Raw genomic sequence first — 16784 nt, forward strand, 5'->3', positions numbered from 1 at the left:
GGCGTATTGTTCGCCAAAATCCCAATAAGCTAAGGTCTCTTGCGTCCAATAACTAAGAAAATGATACCACGAAAAGCCCTGACTGTCATGTATTTAAATTGTAAAATATAAGTTTTACAATGCTAAGATCGCATCTTCATTTTTGATCGTTTGAAACATCGCTTCTGCCATTTGACCAAATTTTTGTTTTGTATGGGTCAAATGAAATTCTAAAATATCTAACGCACATAAAAAGAGCAAGCACCGCTGTAAACTATAATTTGGGATCTCAAGTTCTTTTATTTGGCGGTAACCATGTAAAAAGTTATTTCGTAATCTAGGTTCTTTGACTTCATTATAAAAAAACTTGATCAGATCCTCATAGGCAACACCTAGACTAGCCCTTTCAAAATCGATCAAGATGAGCTTATCTGCATGATGCATTAAATTTCGAATGCTAAAGTCACCGTGTAAAACAACTTTTGGTAAGAGGGCATAGTCGATATCAGCTGCTGCAAGGTCTTTTTGTAAACGCGTAAAAACTTCTGTCACATCAGTTTGGTAAGGTGTTTTCTCAAACCTTGCGACTTTAGTTGCGAGTCTCTCTGAGAGCGGTCGCTCATCACTTGGAACTAAAACTTTGCCACTGACTTTTTCATGGAAGGCTGCCAGTTTTTGTCCAAAAGAAGTCACGCTTTTGGCATCGACTTCAGCTGGTAAAACATCTTCTAACACGCGATCTTCTAAAACAACGATGTAGTTATCCTCATAAATAACACTATCTAAATAGATCTCTGGACAATAAACTTGATTGACATGTTGTTCGGCGTAAAACTTATCTTTTTCCTTAAAGATCTTGACGAAAAGTTGACGCTCAAAACGCCTACTTCGCCCTTGCAAATGCATATTGCCTGCTTCATCATGGATCGTTTCAAGCTCAGCTTCATAATACTCATTTAAAAATTCAAGCAACATTTGTTTCACCCTATCTCAAATTTAGTTTTATTTTAGAAGAAATCTTTTGGCCTGGCAAGTCTTAGCTAAAGGACAGCTTGCAACCTGTTTTTGATTAGTTTATTCTTAGTAAGTATGCTTTTTTTAGAATTTAAACACAGAAAGGGTCTTTTTACAATGGATGATACACAAACACACGGTAAATATATCAGTTGGCCGATCTTGACTTTAATGGCTTTTGTAACAGTGATCGGCTTTGATGATATTATGTACAACTTCAAAAACCAAGGTATGACAGTGATCACATCTTGGGTCTTGATGCTCTTTTTATACGTTATCCCCTATTCTTTGATGGTCGGACAACTCGGCTCAGTCTTTAATAAAGAAGGCGGGGGCTTAAGTTCTTGGATCCGTGGAACAAACGGTGAATTTTTAGGCTACTTCACAGCTTGGACTTATTGGGCTGCCTCAGTTCCTTACGTCGTTGATTCGGCAAATTCAGTCGTTGTTGGTTTTGGTTGGGCTTTTACAGGTTCTGGAAAATTCCAAGATACGATGTCAAATGCCCAATTTACCCTCTGGACTTTTATCATTTTTATTATTTTTATTTTGATTCAACGTCGCTTAGCTAATTCAATGGAATTTTTGAGTGTAGTCGGCGGGGGCATGATGTTTGTCATGACGATCTTATTTGTAGTCTTAGCTTTTGTCGGTCTCGTAAAAAGTGGCGGGCAAATGGCTACTAAACCGATGACGATCCACACGATCATCCCTAATTTTGACCTTAAATATTGGACGACAGTCGGAATGTTGATCTATGCTGTCAATGGTTGTGAATTGATCGCACCGTATGTTACGCAAATGAAAAAACCACAACGAGAATTTCCCAAAGCTATGATCGCTTTAGCTGTCATGACTGCCTTTTTAACGATCTTTGGTTCGTTTGCGCTTGGGATCTACTTTAATGCTTATGATCTTCCAAATGATCTTAAAATGAACGGTTCTTACTATGCATTTCGCGCTCTAGGTGAACAATTTGGGCTAGGTGATCTCTTTATGTACGTCTACGCTTGGACTTCGGTACTTTATATGTGCGCACTTTTAGCTGTTTTATTAGATGCGATGACGCGGATGTTGATCTCGGATACTGGTGATAAATATATGCCAGCCTTCTTGCGCAAAACAAATAAAGACGGTCTGCCGATCAATGGCTATATCTTGACCTGTGTACTTTGTGCTTTCATCATGTTTTTAGGGATCTTTTTACCAGAAATGAATGATGTCTTCAACTGGTTACTCAACTTGAATGGGATCATCTCACCTGGAGTAACTTGCTGGATCTTCTACGCCTTTATGCGGATCCGACGCGATTCGACCAAGTATCCTTCACAATATATCTTTATCAAAAACGATAAATTAGCTTATTTAGCTGGACTTTTACTACTCATCGTGACTGCCTTAGCTACTATTTTAGGGATCGCCCCCCAAGATGTGGCACAATTTAGCCATACTTGGTGGTATGAGTTAGTGATCAATATCGTTTCGATCGTTGTTTTGATCGGTCTTGGCGCGCTATTGCCTTCGATCAGACAGCGCGAGCTCAAATATGGGAAAGCATTTGAGCGCTCACAGTGGATCGCAATGATCACACTCGTTGTTTTCTCAGTCGTCTTTGACGTTTGGCTTGGAGGAACTGACTTTAAGTTCCGCCTTGTTTATATCATCAGTGAGATCGTCTTAGCTTTACTGGCTTTGATCTTGATCGCACATAAAAAACCTAAACAAGCTTAAAAAAAGAGCTGGGATCGATCCCAATGTCATTAAGTTAAGAGAGCTTGTATCAAATTTCAATTTAGAAATTTGATACAAGCTCTCTTTTTTGACATCTATGACGTTAATAGAGATTATTAATGTACGGAGGTGAGCATTATGAATATAGCACAACTGAAAAAGTTATTTTTAACTACCCTTGACTCGATCGACCAAGAAAAAGAAAAATATGTTGTCGATCCCAAACGTGATTTTATACGTCAGAGAAAACTTGTTTTTAAAGACACGCTACTTTATATTCTATCAATGGGTGGCGGGACTATTCTAAGTGAATTATCACAACTAACAGGAGGTATACCGGAACTCACTGTTTCAGCTTTTACACAACAAAGATATAAAGTAAAAGCTGAGGCGTTTAAAAAATTCTTCCATCTGTTTTCCGATCGATTATCACAAAACACTCAAAGTCAAATCAGGATCCTAGCTATCGATGGCTCTAGTATTCATATCCCAACTGATCCAACTGATAAAAGCTCTTATTTTCCATCTCCAAATGGTCGCAAAGCTTATAATTTACTTCACCTTAACGCACTCTTTGACTTAGACAAACAAATTTATACAGATGTGATCGTCCAAAAAGGTATGGATAATGAGCGCAATGCCTTGAATAAAATGATCGCTCGTTCTAAAATCCCTAAGGCGCTCATTATTGGCGATAGAGGATATGAATCTTATAATACCTTAGCGCACATCCAAGAAAAAGGTTGGTCTTTCTTGATCAGAGTACGAAACAACAATGGCGTGATCAGTGGAATAGCACTTCCAGATGAACGCCAATTCGATAAACATTTCACACTAAAATTAACACGTAAACAAACTAGAGAAACTAAGGAATTATTTAGAGAACGTAATTCTTATAGATTTATACCGGCCAATGTGACCTTCGATTTTTTATCACAAAAAACCAAGAAAGCTGACCCAACTGAATTTTATTCACTTGAATTTAGAATAGTACGTTTTTCTGTATCCGAAGACAAGGATGTGACTGTAGTAACTAATCTAAATCAAAGTTCATATCCAGCTTGGAAACTAAAAAAGCTTTACCATTTACGTTGGGGGATAGAAACAGCATTCAGGACATTGAAACATACCTTGGGATTATTGAACTTTCACGCTAAAAAAATAGTGGGGATCCTTCAAGAGATCTACGCTAAACTTATAGTGTACAATTTCACCCAAATGATCATAGATCATGTATCACTCCAAGAAAAGGCTCGATCATATCAATATAAAGTTAATTTTACAGTCGCTGTGAGACTGTGTAGATCTTTTATTAGAGGAAAATCCCCACCAAAACGGTTAGAATCCTATATTTCTAAAAATATTCTTCCAATCAGGAATGGTCGGCATTATAAAAGATCATCCAGCAGAAGAAAAGCATCAGGATTCAACTACAGAATAACATAAAAGAACGTGCTGATAAAAAAATTTGATTAACTATCAGCTTATTTGTCGTGATAAAAAGAGATCAGATAACTACAAAATATGTTTCTGATCTCTTTTTCAATATCTAATCTTTAGTACTGTAGGCTTAACTTAATGACATTGGGGATCGATCCCAGCTCTTTTTTTAGGGTATACACTTTCTGGTATGGATGAAAAATTCCATACCAGTTTTTTTGCGCAAAAAAAGGACATTTAATGCCCTCTCGTTATACAATGAATTCACCACAAACCACGTAAAGGAGAGAATTTAAATGTCCCATAACGATTGTATACTAAAACTTCTAAATATTAAAGACCCTAATCTCAAAGTTATTGATGTTATCGATAATTTAAATAATGGCACAGAGAAATTAGTTTTGATCAAAGCTGTACTATCTTATCCTATCAGCCGTTGTCGAAATTGTGGCTTTGCCACTGTTAATAAAAATGGTTTCGCTAAAGCTCACGTACGTTTACCAAGTTTAAACGGTATACGTTATGAAATGATCCTTCATAAACAACGCTATCAATGTAAAAATTGTCGCACAACTTTCGGTGCGACCTCTGAATTGACTAAGCCTAATCAAACTCTTTCTCGTAAACTAAAAAATCAGATCATGTTATTAGCTAGGGAAGGTTTGAACGGTGAACTTATCGCTCGCATCTGTCATTGCTCTGCTAGTAGTGTTCGAAGAACTATTGTCGAACGGATCAAACCTCAATATCGAGTACCTGTTTTGCCCAAGAATCTTTGTTTTGATGAATTTCGTTCGATTAAAAATACAACTTCTTTTATCTGTTGTGATGCACAAACTCATAAGTTAGTTGTTAAACTCCCAGATAGACTATCTTCTACCATTATCAATTATTTTGAAAATCGTTACTCAAAGTTTGAACGTGATCAAGTGGAATCAGTCGTCATTGATTTAAACGCTCAATACCAGCGCTTCATTCGCCGACTTTTCCCGAATGCCAAGATTATTATTGATCGGTTTCATATAGTTCAGCTAGCCGGACGTGCTTTAGACAGTTGTCGAATCGCTCTCACTAGATCACTCAATAAGCATAGTCGAGAATACAAGATTCTCAAATCACAGTGGCGTTTATTCCATAAGAAATCTGATGAGATCGACCCTAAAAATGTTGTCTATCTTAGGGGAATCAATGAATATATGACTCAACAGAATGCGATCGACTTGATCATCAATAAATTTTCTGAATTCAAAATAGTTTATCAGACTTACCAAGATATTACCTTAGCTTTGAAGAATAAAGACATTACTACTTTGAATGAGGTTCTCGATAGTTATGAGCGCACCAATACAGAGATGGATACGACTATTCGTACTTTCCGTAAAAATCGCAGCTATCTAATAAATAGCGTAACTTCAAAATATTCCAATGGTCCTTTGGAGGGTATCAATCGAAAGATCAAACTCTTAAAACGAAGTTGTTACGGTTTTGCTAATCAACAATTTTTCTTTTTACGAATTGATTGTATATTTGCGTAAAAAAAACACTCCCCACAATTCTATTGTAGGAAGTGTTTGTAGGAATATCCATATCAGTTGACGAATACCCTTTTTTTATCCGACCGAATCTTCCATTTGATATTCGATCAAACGATTCAATTCAACTGCATACTCCATCGGGAGCTCTTTTGTAAAAGGCTCAACAAAGCCCATAATGATCATCTCAGTCGCTTTTTCTTCTGAGATCCCCCGACTCATCAAATAGTAGAGTTGCTCTTCTGAGATCTTCGAGACTTTAGCTTCGTGTTCCATCGAAACATTACCGTTTAAGATCTCATTGAATGGGATCGTATCACTTGCCGACTTATCATCCATAATGATCGTATCACATTCGATATGTGAAAACGAACCATCTGAATGTCTCCCAAAGCGCACTTGTCCACGATAATCAACACGACCACCATCTTTACATAATGACTTAGAAATGATCGAAGAAGAAGTATTCTTAGCATTGTGGATCATTCTAGCCCCAGTATCAGAATCGATATCTTTACCAGCAAAAGCGATCGAAAGCATCGTACCACGTGCTCCTTTACCATCAAGATAGACACTTGGATACTTCATCGTCACTTTTGAACCTAAGTTACCATCGACCCATTCCATCGTCGCATTTTCTAAAGCTCGAGCACGTTTAGTCTCTAAACTATAAACGTTATCTGACCAGTTTTGGATCGTCGTATACCGACAATAAGCATCTTTTAAGACGTTGACTTCCACTACAGCTGCGTGCAAACTATCTTCAGAATAATTAGGAGCAGTACAGCCTTCAACATAGTTGATACTTGCGCCTTCATCAACGATGATCAACGTTCGTTCAAATTGACCAGAATTTCCGGCATTGATCCGAAAATAACTTTGGATCGGTACTGAGACTTTGACGCCTTTTGGAACATAGATAAAGGTCCCACCAGACCACACTGCTGAATTCAAGGCTGCCATCTTGTTATCTGCAGGTGAGATCAATTTACCAAAATATTTTTTGACTAGTTCTGGATGTTCTTTTACAGCTGAATCAGTATCCATAAAAATAATGCCTAAGTCATCAAAATCTTTGCGCATATTATGATAAACGACTTCTGATTCATATTGAGCCGATGATCCAGCTAAATACTTGCGTTCTGCTTCAGGGACACCTAAACGATCAAAGGTTTTTTTGATCTCTTCAGGAACATCGTCCCAATCGCGCGCAACTCGGTCTGAATCACGGCGAAAATAATTGATATGTTCAAAATCTAGTGGCGAAAGATCAGGGCCAAAATCAGGCATCGGTAACTTTTGATACAATTTATATGCCTTTAGCCGAAAATCTAACATCCACTCAGGCTCAGCTTTAGCAGCTGAGATCTGACGAACGATCTCTTCTGTTAGACCTTCTCCTGTCGTAAAGATCGGTTCGATATCGTCTTTAAATCCATATTTGTATTCTCCCCCAAGTTCTGGGATCGTATTTTCACTCATCTTCTTTAGCCCCCTTTTCAACCACTGCTTGATAGATCGCTTTCCATGCCAAAGTCGCACATTTGATCCGAGCCGGAAATTGTGCAACTCCTTCTAAAATCACAGCGTCACCTAATAGTGCTTCATAGTCTTTTGTTGTTTTTTGTGTGATCATCTCTGAAAAAGCTTCGACCATCTCAGCAACTTCAGTAGGCGTCTTTCCTAAAACTTCATCGGTCATCAACGAAGCAGAAGCCTGTGAGATCGTACACCCTGTGCCAGAAAAGGCGATCGCTTCGATCCGTTTTTCTTTATCTAACTTGACTTCAAGTTCTAAAACATCACCACAAGTTGGATTATGCAACTCGATCTGTTTATCAGCTGTAGCTAATTTACCATGGTGATGTGGTCGTTTTGCATGCTCTAAGATCATTTGGCGGTATAAGTTATCCAATTGCGATAGACTCATTTAAAAAACTCCCTTGTTTTCTTCAATGCTTCAACTAATTTATCAGCTTCGGCTTTTGTATTATAAAAATAAAAACTTGCTCGTGCAGACGCAGCGATCCCTAAATATTTCATCAAAGGCTGCGCACAATGATGTCCTGCGCGGATCGCCACACCTTCCATATCTAAAGCTGTCGCAGTATCGTGGGGATGAAGCCCCGCCAAATTAAAGGAGATGATCCCTTTATGATCATTTGGATCAGGTGAACCGTAAAGTTCAAACCCTGGTACTGCTTGGAGCTTCGGCAAAACATAGCGCATAAGCTCAGTTTCATAAGCTTCGATCTCAGCCAAGCCGATCTCTTGCAATTGATCGAGCGCTTTACCTAAAGCGATCACTCCTGCGATATTTTGCGTTCCTCCTTCAAATTTCCACGGAACTTCTTTGAAAGTCGCATGCTCTAAGCCAACAAATTCGATCATTTCTCCGCCAAGATCAAGTGGGTCCATCGCTTCTAATAATTCTAAACGCCCCCACAAGATCCCTGTTCCAGTCGGACCAAGAAGTTTATGGCCTGAAAAAGCTAAAAAGTCGATCCCAAGCTCCTGAACATCAACAGGGATATGTGGAACAGATTGTGCACCGTCAACGATCATAAGCGCTCCTTTAGCATGTGCTAATTCTGCAAGCTCTTTGATTGGAGCGAGCGCACCTAACACATTAGAAACTTGGGCTAGTGAAACAAATTTAGTTTTAGCGGTGATCTTTTTTTGCGCATCTGCTAGATCAACTTGACCGCGTTTATTTAACTCAAGATAAACGAGTTTAGCACCAGTCTTAGCACAGATCTCTTGCCACGGAACGATATTTGAATGGTGTTCTTGGTAAGATAAAACGATCTCATCACCAGGAGCAAGATTTTTTTCAGCGTAACCTTTTACGATCCAATTCAAAGCTTCAGTCGTTCCTTTTGTATAAACAACTTCCCGCTCACTAGGGGCATTGATCAATTTTTGGACTTTTTTTCGCGTTGCTTCGTAAGCTGTCGTTGCGCGTTGAGCTAGCGTATGCACACCACGATGGACATTAGCATTATCGTGATAATAATAATCAACTAGAGCTTGAACGACTTGTTTTGGCTTTTGTGTCGTAGCAGCATTATCTAAATAAACTAATGGTTCTCCGTTGACTTTTTGCTCTAAGATCGGGAAATCAGCTCGATATTTATTTATTTTTTTGTCCATCGACTAGCTTCCTTTCGATCATCTGTGAGAGCTTAGCTTGCACTTTTCGGTCTGGCAAAGCCGTTAAAACTGGGCCTAAAAAGCCCCGGATCACTAAGCGCTCAGCCACGTCCTTAGTTAGTCCTCGACTCATCAAATAGTAGAGCTGTTCTTCATCGACTCGGCCCACACTAGCTGCATGTCCCGCCGTGACTTCATTGTCATCGATCAATAAGATCGGATTGGCGTCACCGCGAGCTTTAGTCGAGAGCATCAAAACACGACTTTCCTGTTGCGCGTCGGCTCCTTTAGCCCCATGGATGATATGACCGATCCCGTTAAAAACTAAGGCTGAACGTTCTAAGATCACTCCATGCTGCAAAATGTGGCCGATCGAATGACGACCATAATTTGTCACCCGCGTATCGATCCCTTGTAACTGTTTACCTGTCGAGATCGCAATAACCTTTGTTTCAGCATGTGAGCCTGCTCCCAATAGATCTGAATCAAAATCGCCGACGATATTGCCATCGTTCATCATCCCTAAAGACCAATCGATCTTAGCATCGTTAGCTAAATGTCCCCGCCGATTCAAATAAGCTGTTGTCTTTTTACCTAAACGGTCTACACTAGCGAAGTGTACTTGACTTCCACTCTCAGCAAAGACTTCAACGATGACATTTGCTGTTGTCGCTTCAGTTCCATAAGTTTGAAGATTTTCTAAATATGAGACCTCGCTATTGACATCTGCGATCAATAAAACATGATGCACAAAATCCTGTTTTCTAGTTGCATCTTGGATAAAGTAAGCGGTCAATGGTTCTTTTAAAACAACATTTTTCGGAATATAGATCAAAAGACCACTAGTTAGTTTAGCTAAATGCTGTAACGTCAAACGATTTTCATCATCATTGAGTGCTTGCATAAAATATTTTTCAACTAAAGCCCGATGCTCTCTGAGAGCTGTTTGCCAATCACAGACAAGTACGCCCTTAGTTTGGAGCTCTTCTGGCAATTCGATCTTGATCGTCGTTTGCCCAAATTGCACGATATCGGCTGGCGTTTGTGTAAGTTCGGCTGACTTTTCAACTGGTAGATCGCTTGCATGAGCTTGGAGCGGACGCAATAACTCGATCGGCCACCGCTGATATTTGATCTTCTCAAATTTTGGTAGCGATCGCTTCGCCGCTTTTTGCCAAGCAGCGATCCGTTTTTCAGTAAACCATTGAGGCTCAGCCATCTGTTTACCAAAGGCTAAAAAATCTTCTTTTGCCATTGTTTCTTCCATCTTTACCACCCCTAAGCTTGATCTTCAGCTAATTTGATATCAAGTCCCAACTCATCACGTAGGCCAGCATAGCCTTCAGCTTCTAAGCGCTTAGCTAGTTCTGGGCCACCCACTTTAACGATCCGGCCATCCATCATCACATGGACAACATCTGGTACGATGTAATTCAATAAACGTTGATAATGTGTGATGATCAACGAACCAAATTCAGGTCCACGCATCTCGTTTACTCCTCGTGAAACGACTTTTAGAGCATCGATATCTAAACCTGAGTCGATCTCATCTAAGATCGCAAATTTAGGTTTGATCATCATCAATTGTAAGATCTCATTGCGCTTCTTTTCACCACCAGAAAAGCCTTCATTCAAATAACGTTCTGCCATTGAAAAAGGCATATCTAAAAAGGCCATCGTCTCTTCTAACTCTTTTAAATATTTTCTGATCGAGATCGGTTCATCTTGAGGCAAACGTGCATTGATCGCACTGCGGATAAATTCAGCGTTAGTCACGCCCGGGATCTCAGAAGGATATTGCATCGCTAAAAAAAGACCTGCACGCGCTCTTTCATCAACGGGCCAGTCCAAAATATTTTCACCATCGAGTAAGATCTCTCCTGCTGTGACTTCATACGCTGGATTGCCCATGATCGCCTCTGATAAAGTTGATTTTCCCGTCCCATTTGGGCCCATGATCGCATGGATCTCACCAGTTTGCATTTTGAGATCAAGTCCCTTTAAGATCTCTTTTCCTTCGATCTGAACATGCAGATTTTTCACTTCAAGAGTTGACATTTTTGATTCCTCCGCTAAACTAAATAGATATACTATCATCATTGTAGTCGAATCAAGAATGACTTTCAATTGACAAAACTTTGTTCAAAATGTATTTTTCACAAACGAAAGAAGGTATTGACGTGCAACCGATCATTGGTATTATCGGGAACTTTAACGGTACTTTGATTCCAGAACACGCAAACCTCCCGATCTCATATATCGGTCAAGGTTACTTAGATGCCATAAAAAAAGCTGGCGGGATCCCTGTGATCATTACCCCTAGGACTTCACTTGCAAGCATCAGTACTTTGATCGAACGGATCGACGGACTGCTTTTACCTGGAGGAAAAGACGTTGACCCTTATTTTTATGATGAAGAACCAAGTTTAAAACTCGGAGCGATCGACTCGACACTTGATCGCTTCGAGATCGAATTTTTAAGACAAGCCTATGAAAAAAATCTTCCAACTTTGGGGATCTGCCGTGGTCTTCAGATCGCAAATGTCTTTTTAGGGGGGAGCTTATACCAAGACTTAAGTGATTATTCGACTCTTTCTGTCAAACATAATCAATATCAAACTGCTCCCTGGCAAGAATTGACTCATTCGATCAAAGTCACAGAAAATAATTTGATCGCTGATTTCTTTGGTCCTTATGCGCGAGTCAACTCTTTTCATCATCAAGCCCTTAAAACAATTGCTCCTAAGCTTTCTCCAGTAGCTTATAGTAGCGATGGGATCGTTGAAGCGGTCATAGGAGAAGATTTTAATTTTTTAGGAGTTCAATGGCATCCTGAAACACTTTACCAAGATCATGACGACTCATTTAAACTTTTTGTACACCTTATCTGTGAAGCCAAAAAGTTTGCTAAAAAACGTTAAAAATACCCCCTCGCTAAGTTTCTATCCTTAACGAGGGGTTATTTTTTAATGCCATGTTTGTTCATAAACTTCTGGTTTGAACCCACAAGTCACTTGATGATCGTCAACTAATAACGGACGCTTGATCAGCTTCCCATTTTCAGACATCATTTGTGCAGCTTCTTCTTTTGTCAAAGTAGCAACTTGATCTTTAAGACCTAAGCGTCGGTAATCTTGCCCACTTGTATTGAAGAAATAGCGCAACGGCCGTGAACTTTTAGCAAAAAAGTCCAATAACTCAGCTTTAGTCGGTGGGGTCTCGACTAGATCGATCGCTTCATAAGTGACCTGATGCTCATCTAACCACTTCTTAGCTTTTTTACATGTACTGCATTTTGAATAACAATAAAATTTTTTCATTTCAGCACCTACTATCTAAAATCTGTCCCACTACTGAACATATAACTCTTATTATGATAACGCATCGACATCACAAACCCGATCCCGATCATATTCCCGATCAAAGCCGAACCACCTTGACTGATAAAGGGTAAAGGAATACCTGTCAAAGGCAAAAGCCCGATATTCATCCCGACATTTTCAAAAACGTGGAACAAGATCATCATGATAACACCTGTCGAAATATACGCATAAAATTCATTTTTCGTATCAAATGTTACTTGGATCATTTGAAAGATCAAAAGTAAATAGATAAAAATCAGCAAACAGCAACCAATAAAGCCAAAGTTTTCACCGATCACAGAAAAGATCATATCTGATTGACGCACAGGTACATAAACATTGGAAACATTAAAACCTTTACCTAAAAGTTGACCTGAACCGATCGCTTTCATACTCTGCCATAATTGGTAACTGCTACCACTTGTACTACTCGAAGGATCTAACCAAGAGTCGATCCGTTTGAACTGATAAGCTTGAAAACCGATCTTTTCTAGTAAAGATCGATCATAGATAACTAAAAAGATCGCCGTTCCACCTAAAACTGTTGCGGCACTAACAACTGGTACGATGATCTTCCAAGTGATCCCAGAAACTAAAATAACGCCTCCTAAGATCGCAAAGAAAACTAACATCGTCCCAAAGTCATTTTGGAGTTTTAATAAAACTGCGATCGGCAAAGTCCAAGCAAACATCTTACCTAGTAAGAGCCAATCAGTCCGCGGAGTATGCTCTAAATATTCTGCATTATGTTGGGAAACGACACGACCAAGCATCAAAATATACGCTGGTTTCATAACTTCTGACGGTTGAAAAGACAATGGTCCGATCGCAAACCAACTTTTCGCCCCATTATTGATAAAATACGTGCGACTGTAAAAAAACAACACCAAGATCAAAAGTAAGATCCCTAGTCCATAAGCTAACGGAGCTACTTTCCACAGTTGTTCTGCATCAAATTGCATAATAAAAATAACTGCTCCGATCCCAATGATATACCATAAAGCTTGCGTGACCATCGTCCTAGTCACACTTATTACAGTCGAATCATGCTTTAAGGCAACATATAAAGATGTCATCCCGATAACAGCTAAAACTAAGACCGAAAAAATGATCCCCCAATCGATCCGTGAGTCAGCATCTTCATCTCGTCGTAAATATCTTTGTTTTTCCATTCAAAAACTACCGCTATATAAAAATACGAACTTTTATTTAGCAAGGTCCATATTACGAAAGAAATATAGCTTTTCCTTTCTTTTTGTCTCATTTGAGTTGATAGCACTCATTACTTAATTATATACAATTTGCCGACTGTAACGTATTTCCAGCCGGCAAATTTATTTTTTTATTAACTATTATCCACGATGCAAATGGTATTCACGTAATAAGTGTGCCACTGCTTCGGCACTTGAATTGATCTTTGATTCTTCTCCACTTGGTAAGATCGCTAAGTAGCGGTCGCCGTCTTGCTTGACCGTACCGATCACTTCGTCTTTTAAAGTTAGTTCTGAGACTAATGCTCCGTTGACCATTTTCTCATTTTCAATGATCTCAATATTCTTATCTTTTCTTGCCAAAATCGTCTTACTGTATAAAATGTGGACTCAATACTACCAAACACTGGCTAATATATGTAAAAAGAAATACAGTTTTTCCTTTCCAAATTTTCCTCACTACCTTTAAAGGTCTCCACTCCACATTTTATCTTTTCAATGGACACCTGATCACTTTAGTAGTTATATGCTAGTTTATTTATCGTGGTTACGCCTTAAACTGAAATGATCGGGGACAGGATCATGACCACCTCTTACAAAGGGGTTACACCGTAAGATCCGCGCACTCCCCATCAAAAGGCCTAAAACAGCGCCATGTTTTTCTACTGCTTGGATCATATAAGTCGAGCAAGTCGGATAGTACCGACAACTAGGTGGAAAAAGTGGCGAGATCGCCTTTTGATAAAATTTGACTGGTAAAATAACTAAGTTGCGTAAAAACTTCATTATTTATTCTTTTTTAGTTTTTCGATATGTTCTAACAATTGTCCTGAACCTACTGCAACATCATCAAGTGGTGTTTCAGCGATCGCAACTGGGATCGTCAATTCTTGTGCAAATAAAGTCTCGATCCCGTCTAGTAACGCGCCCCCACCTGTGATCACGATCCCACGATCAATGATATCTGAAGCTAATTCTGGTGGTGTCTCACTTAAAACTTCTTTTGTAGCTGCGATCATAGCTTCTAATGTATCTGACATTGCATCTACCGTTTCATCTGAAGTGATCGTGATAGATTTTGGTAAACCACTGACGACATCACGGCCACGAACTGTCATCTCTTTATTTCGATGACCTTTGATCACTGTTCCAACTTCGATCTTGATCTTTTCAGCAGTGTGTTCACCGATCATTAGACCGTACTCTTGACGCACATAGTTGGCAATATTGGCATTAAGTTTGTCACCAGCACTTCGTAAAGAGCGACTGATCACAATATCACCTAGTGATAAAACTGCAATATCACTTGTACCCCCGCCAATATCAATGATCATATTTCCATATGGTTGGAAGATATCTAAGCCTGCTCCAACAGCAGCTACTTTAGGTTCTTCTTCTAAATATACTTCACCGCCACCTGATTTTTCAGCTGCTTGGCGGATCGCCTTTCGTTCGATATCTGTCGTATTCGTTGGACAACAGATCAAGATCGCAGGTTTAGACATCACACCTTTGACATTTAATTTTTTGATGAAATACGACAACATCTGCTCTGTCATGTCAAAATCTGCGATCACACCATCTTTTAACGGTCTGATCGCACGAATATTACTTGGGGTCCTACCGACCATCTTATACGCTTCTGAACCGACTGCCAAAACGCGACCTGATTGAGTGTCAACTGCAACAACAGAAGGTTCATTCAACACAATGCCCTTGCCTTTGACATTGATCAATACGTTTGCAGTACCAAGGTCGATACCAATATCTTTGGCCATATAACTTCTCCTTTTAAATTCTCTTCAAAATATCCCAGATCACTTTAGTGGTCAATTTATACATAGTAGATTATATCATAATTTTAGATATCACAACCACCGTAACCCTAAAATGCAAAAATTAAGCTGAAAAGAGCCACAAAAAAAGACTTTAGCCTCCTTTGAGTTTAAAGTCTTTAAAAGTATTTTTAATATTGTGGTTTCTTAGTGAGCGTATATTCCTCACCGGTAATATCATTGATACGTTTGATCTGTGCCCCTAAAGCAGCTAGTTTTTCGTGGAAACGATAGTAACCACGATCTAAGTATTGCAGCTGCGTTACTTGCGTGATACCACGTGAAACAAGTCCAGCTAAAACTAAAGCAGCTGCTGCCCTAAGATCTGTCGCAGCCACTTCAGCACCTGAAAAATCAGTTGGTCCATAGATGATCACTGAATTACCTTCGATCTTGAAATCTGCATTCATGCGACGCATCTCTTCTAAATGCATAAACCGATTCTCAAAGACTGTTTCAGTTAAAATACTTGTTCCTTTAGCAGCTAATTGCAGGATCGAAAATTGTGGTTGCATATCTGTTGGGAAACCTGGATGTGGCAACGTTTTGATCGTAGTTGGTCGCAATTCCTCTGGGCCAATGATCCGTAGACCATTTGCTTCTTCAAGCACTTGGACTCCCATCTCCTCTAATTTAGAGATCAAAGGTTTGTTATGTTCAGCTAAAGCATCTTTGATCAAAACATTTCCCTTAGTTAAAGCAGCTGCGACCATAAAAGTCCCAGCTTCGATCCGATCTTGAATGATCGCATGTTCTGTCCCATGCAAATGATCGACTCCAACGATCTTGAGCGTTTCTGTCCCTGCCCCTTTGACTTTGGCTCCCATTTTGTTCAAAATGTTAGCCAGATCAACGATCTCTGGTTCACGCGCAACGTTTTCAATGATCGTTGTTCCTTTAGCTAAAGTGGCAGCCATCATGATATTTTGTGTCGCACCAACACTTGGAAAATCAAGGTAAACATTTGCTCCTTTCAAGCCGGCTGGTGCACTAGCTTCAATATAACCATCATGACGCGTGATCTGTGCTCCTAAAGCTTCTAAACCTTTCAAATGCAAGTCGATCGGTCGTGATCCGATCGCACAGCCACCTGGCATTGCAACTTTAGCCCGCCCTAACCTTGCTAAAAGCGGTCCTAAAACAACGATCGAAGCACGCATTTTGGAAACATATTTAAATGGGGCTTCATATGAGAGTTCATCCGTCGCATCCAATGCAATCGTTTTATTTTCTTCGTCAAAACCAACTTTTACATTTAAAAAACGAATGACATTATTCATCGTGTAAACATCCGATAAGATCGGAACATTAGTTAAAAGCGTCCGCCCTTCACTAGGTAAGATCCCGGCAGCTAAGATCGGTAAAACAGCATTTTTGGCACCTTCGATCTCAACTGTTCCTGTAAGTCGCTTTCCTCCACGTACGATAATTTTTTCCAATGATACATCCTGCTATATAAAATTATGTACAAATACTTACTCAAAATCTAAAGATATTTGTCCAAACTATAGCTTTTCCTTTCATATT

Annotated in this window: 16 protein-coding genes; 4 read left to right on the plus strand and 12 right to left on the minus strand. The window is 39.4% G+C overall.

The genetic code is table 11. The features are described from left to right. Positions 1-114: 114 nt before the first annotated feature. Positions 115-954, minus strand: a complete 840-nt coding sequence (locus QFX10_RS10670; protein WP_280606201.1) for an aminoglycoside phosphotransferase family protein — start codon at positions 952-954, stop codon at positions 115-117. Between the two features lie 156 nt (positions 955-1110). Between QFX10_RS10670 and QFX10_RS10675 the strand changes: the two genes are divergently transcribed. The 3 genes from QFX10_RS10675 to QFX10_RS10685 all read left to right on the plus strand — a co-directional run bounded on the left by QFX10_RS10675 (position 1111) and on the right by QFX10_RS10685 (position 5699). Continuing rightward, on the plus strand, positions 1111-2724 hold the full coding sequence (locus QFX10_RS10675) for an APC family permease (RefSeq protein ID WP_280606202.1): 1614 nt from the start codon (positions 1111-1113) through the stop codon (positions 2722-2724). A gap of 138 nt (positions 2725-2862) precedes the next feature. After that, positions 2863-4170 (plus strand): IS4 family transposase, encoded by a 1308-nt coding sequence (locus tag QFX10_RS10680; protein WP_280605492.1) that lies wholly within the window; start codon positions 2863-2865, stop codon positions 4168-4170. Between the two features lie 290 nt (positions 4171-4460). Then, entirely contained in the window at positions 4461-5699 is a 1239-nt protein-coding gene (locus tag QFX10_RS10685; RefSeq protein WP_280605426.1) for an ISL3 family transposase, read from the plus strand. Positions 5700-5774: 75 nt separating this feature from the next. Here QFX10_RS10685 and sufB read toward each other — a convergent pair whose 3' ends face one another. The 5 genes from sufB to sufC are packed head-to-tail and all read right to left on the minus strand — an operon-like array spanning position 5775 to position 10907. Next, a complete protein-coding gene (gene sufB, locus QFX10_RS10690) occupies positions 5775-7178 on the minus strand; it encodes a Fe-S cluster assembly protein SufB (protein WP_280606203.1) in 1404 nt (467 codons plus the stop codon). Continuing rightward, positions 7171-7626, minus strand: coding sequence for a Fe-S cluster assembly sulfur transfer protein SufU (gene sufU / locus QFX10_RS10695; RefSeq protein WP_280606204.1), 456 nt, complete (start codon positions 7624-7626; stop codon positions 7171-7173). Before sufU ends, sufB begins: the two co-directional genes overlap by 8 nt. Then, positions 7623-8849: a cysteine desulfurase gene (locus QFX10_RS10700; RefSeq protein WP_280606205.1), complete on the minus strand. Its 1227-nt coding sequence runs from the start codon at positions 8847-8849 to the stop codon at positions 7623-7625. Before QFX10_RS10700 ends, sufU begins: the two co-directional genes overlap by 4 nt. After that, positions 8830-10116, minus strand: coding sequence for a Fe-S cluster assembly protein SufD (gene sufD / locus QFX10_RS10705; RefSeq protein WP_280606206.1), 1287 nt, complete (start codon positions 10114-10116; stop codon positions 8830-8832). The genes QFX10_RS10700 and sufD overlap by 20 nt, the downstream gene beginning before the upstream one ends. Positions 10117-10127: 11 nt before the next feature. Further along, positions 10128-10907 carry a Fe-S cluster assembly ATPase SufC gene (gene sufC, locus QFX10_RS10710; protein ID WP_280606207.1) on the minus strand — a complete coding sequence of 260 codons (780 nt, stop codon included), beginning with the start codon at positions 10905-10907 and terminating at the stop codon, positions 10128-10130. Positions 10908-11029: 122 nt separating this feature from the next. On the opposite strand from sufC, the gene QFX10_RS10715 reads away from it, so the two are divergent. After that, positions 11030-11770, plus strand: a complete 741-nt coding sequence (locus QFX10_RS10715) for a gamma-glutamyl-gamma-aminobutyrate hydrolase family protein (RefSeq protein ID WP_280606208.1) — start codon at positions 11030-11032, stop codon at positions 11768-11770. A 45-nt stretch (positions 11771-11815) separates the two neighbouring features. Here the strand turns inward: QFX10_RS10715 and QFX10_RS10720 are convergent, their stop codons facing one another. The 6 genes from QFX10_RS10720 to murA form a co-directional block, all read right to left on the minus strand. Further along, entirely contained in the window at positions 11816-12169 is a 354-nt protein-coding gene (locus QFX10_RS10720; protein ID WP_280606209.1) for an arsenate reductase family protein, read from the minus strand. 11 nt (positions 12170-12180) lie between these two features. Further along, entirely contained in the window at positions 12181-13383 is a 1203-nt protein-coding gene (locus QFX10_RS10725) for an FtsW/RodA/SpoVE family cell cycle protein (protein ID WP_280606210.1), read from the minus strand. Between the two features lie 180 nt (positions 13384-13563). Beyond that, positions 13564-13785: a DUF2969 domain-containing protein gene (locus QFX10_RS10730; protein ID WP_280606211.1), complete on the minus strand. Its 222-nt coding sequence runs from the start codon at positions 13783-13785 to the stop codon at positions 13564-13566. Positions 13786-13956: 171 nt separating this feature from the next. Beyond that, the gene (gene yidD, locus QFX10_RS10735; protein WP_280606212.1) at positions 13957-14208 is read right to left on the minus strand and encodes a membrane protein insertion efficiency factor YidD; all 252 of its coding nucleotides are present in this window, start codon (positions 14206-14208) and stop codon (positions 13957-13959) included. Next, on the minus strand, positions 14208-15200 hold the full coding sequence (locus QFX10_RS10740) for a rod shape-determining protein (protein ID WP_280606213.1): 993 nt from the start codon (positions 15198-15200) through the stop codon (positions 14208-14210). Before QFX10_RS10740 ends, yidD begins: the two co-directional genes overlap by 1 nt. Before the next feature lie 188 nt (positions 15201-15388). Then, positions 15389-16696, minus strand: coding sequence for a UDP-N-acetylglucosamine 1-carboxyvinyltransferase (gene murA / locus QFX10_RS10745; protein WP_280606214.1), 1308 nt, complete (start codon positions 16694-16696; stop codon positions 15389-15391). Between the last annotated feature and the right edge of the window lie 88 nt (positions 16697-16784).

Source organism: Ligilactobacillus faecis (assembly GCF_029889745.1).
Classification (GTDB): domain Bacteria; phylum Bacillota; class Bacilli; order Lactobacillales; family Lactobacillaceae; genus Ligilactobacillus; species Ligilactobacillus faecis.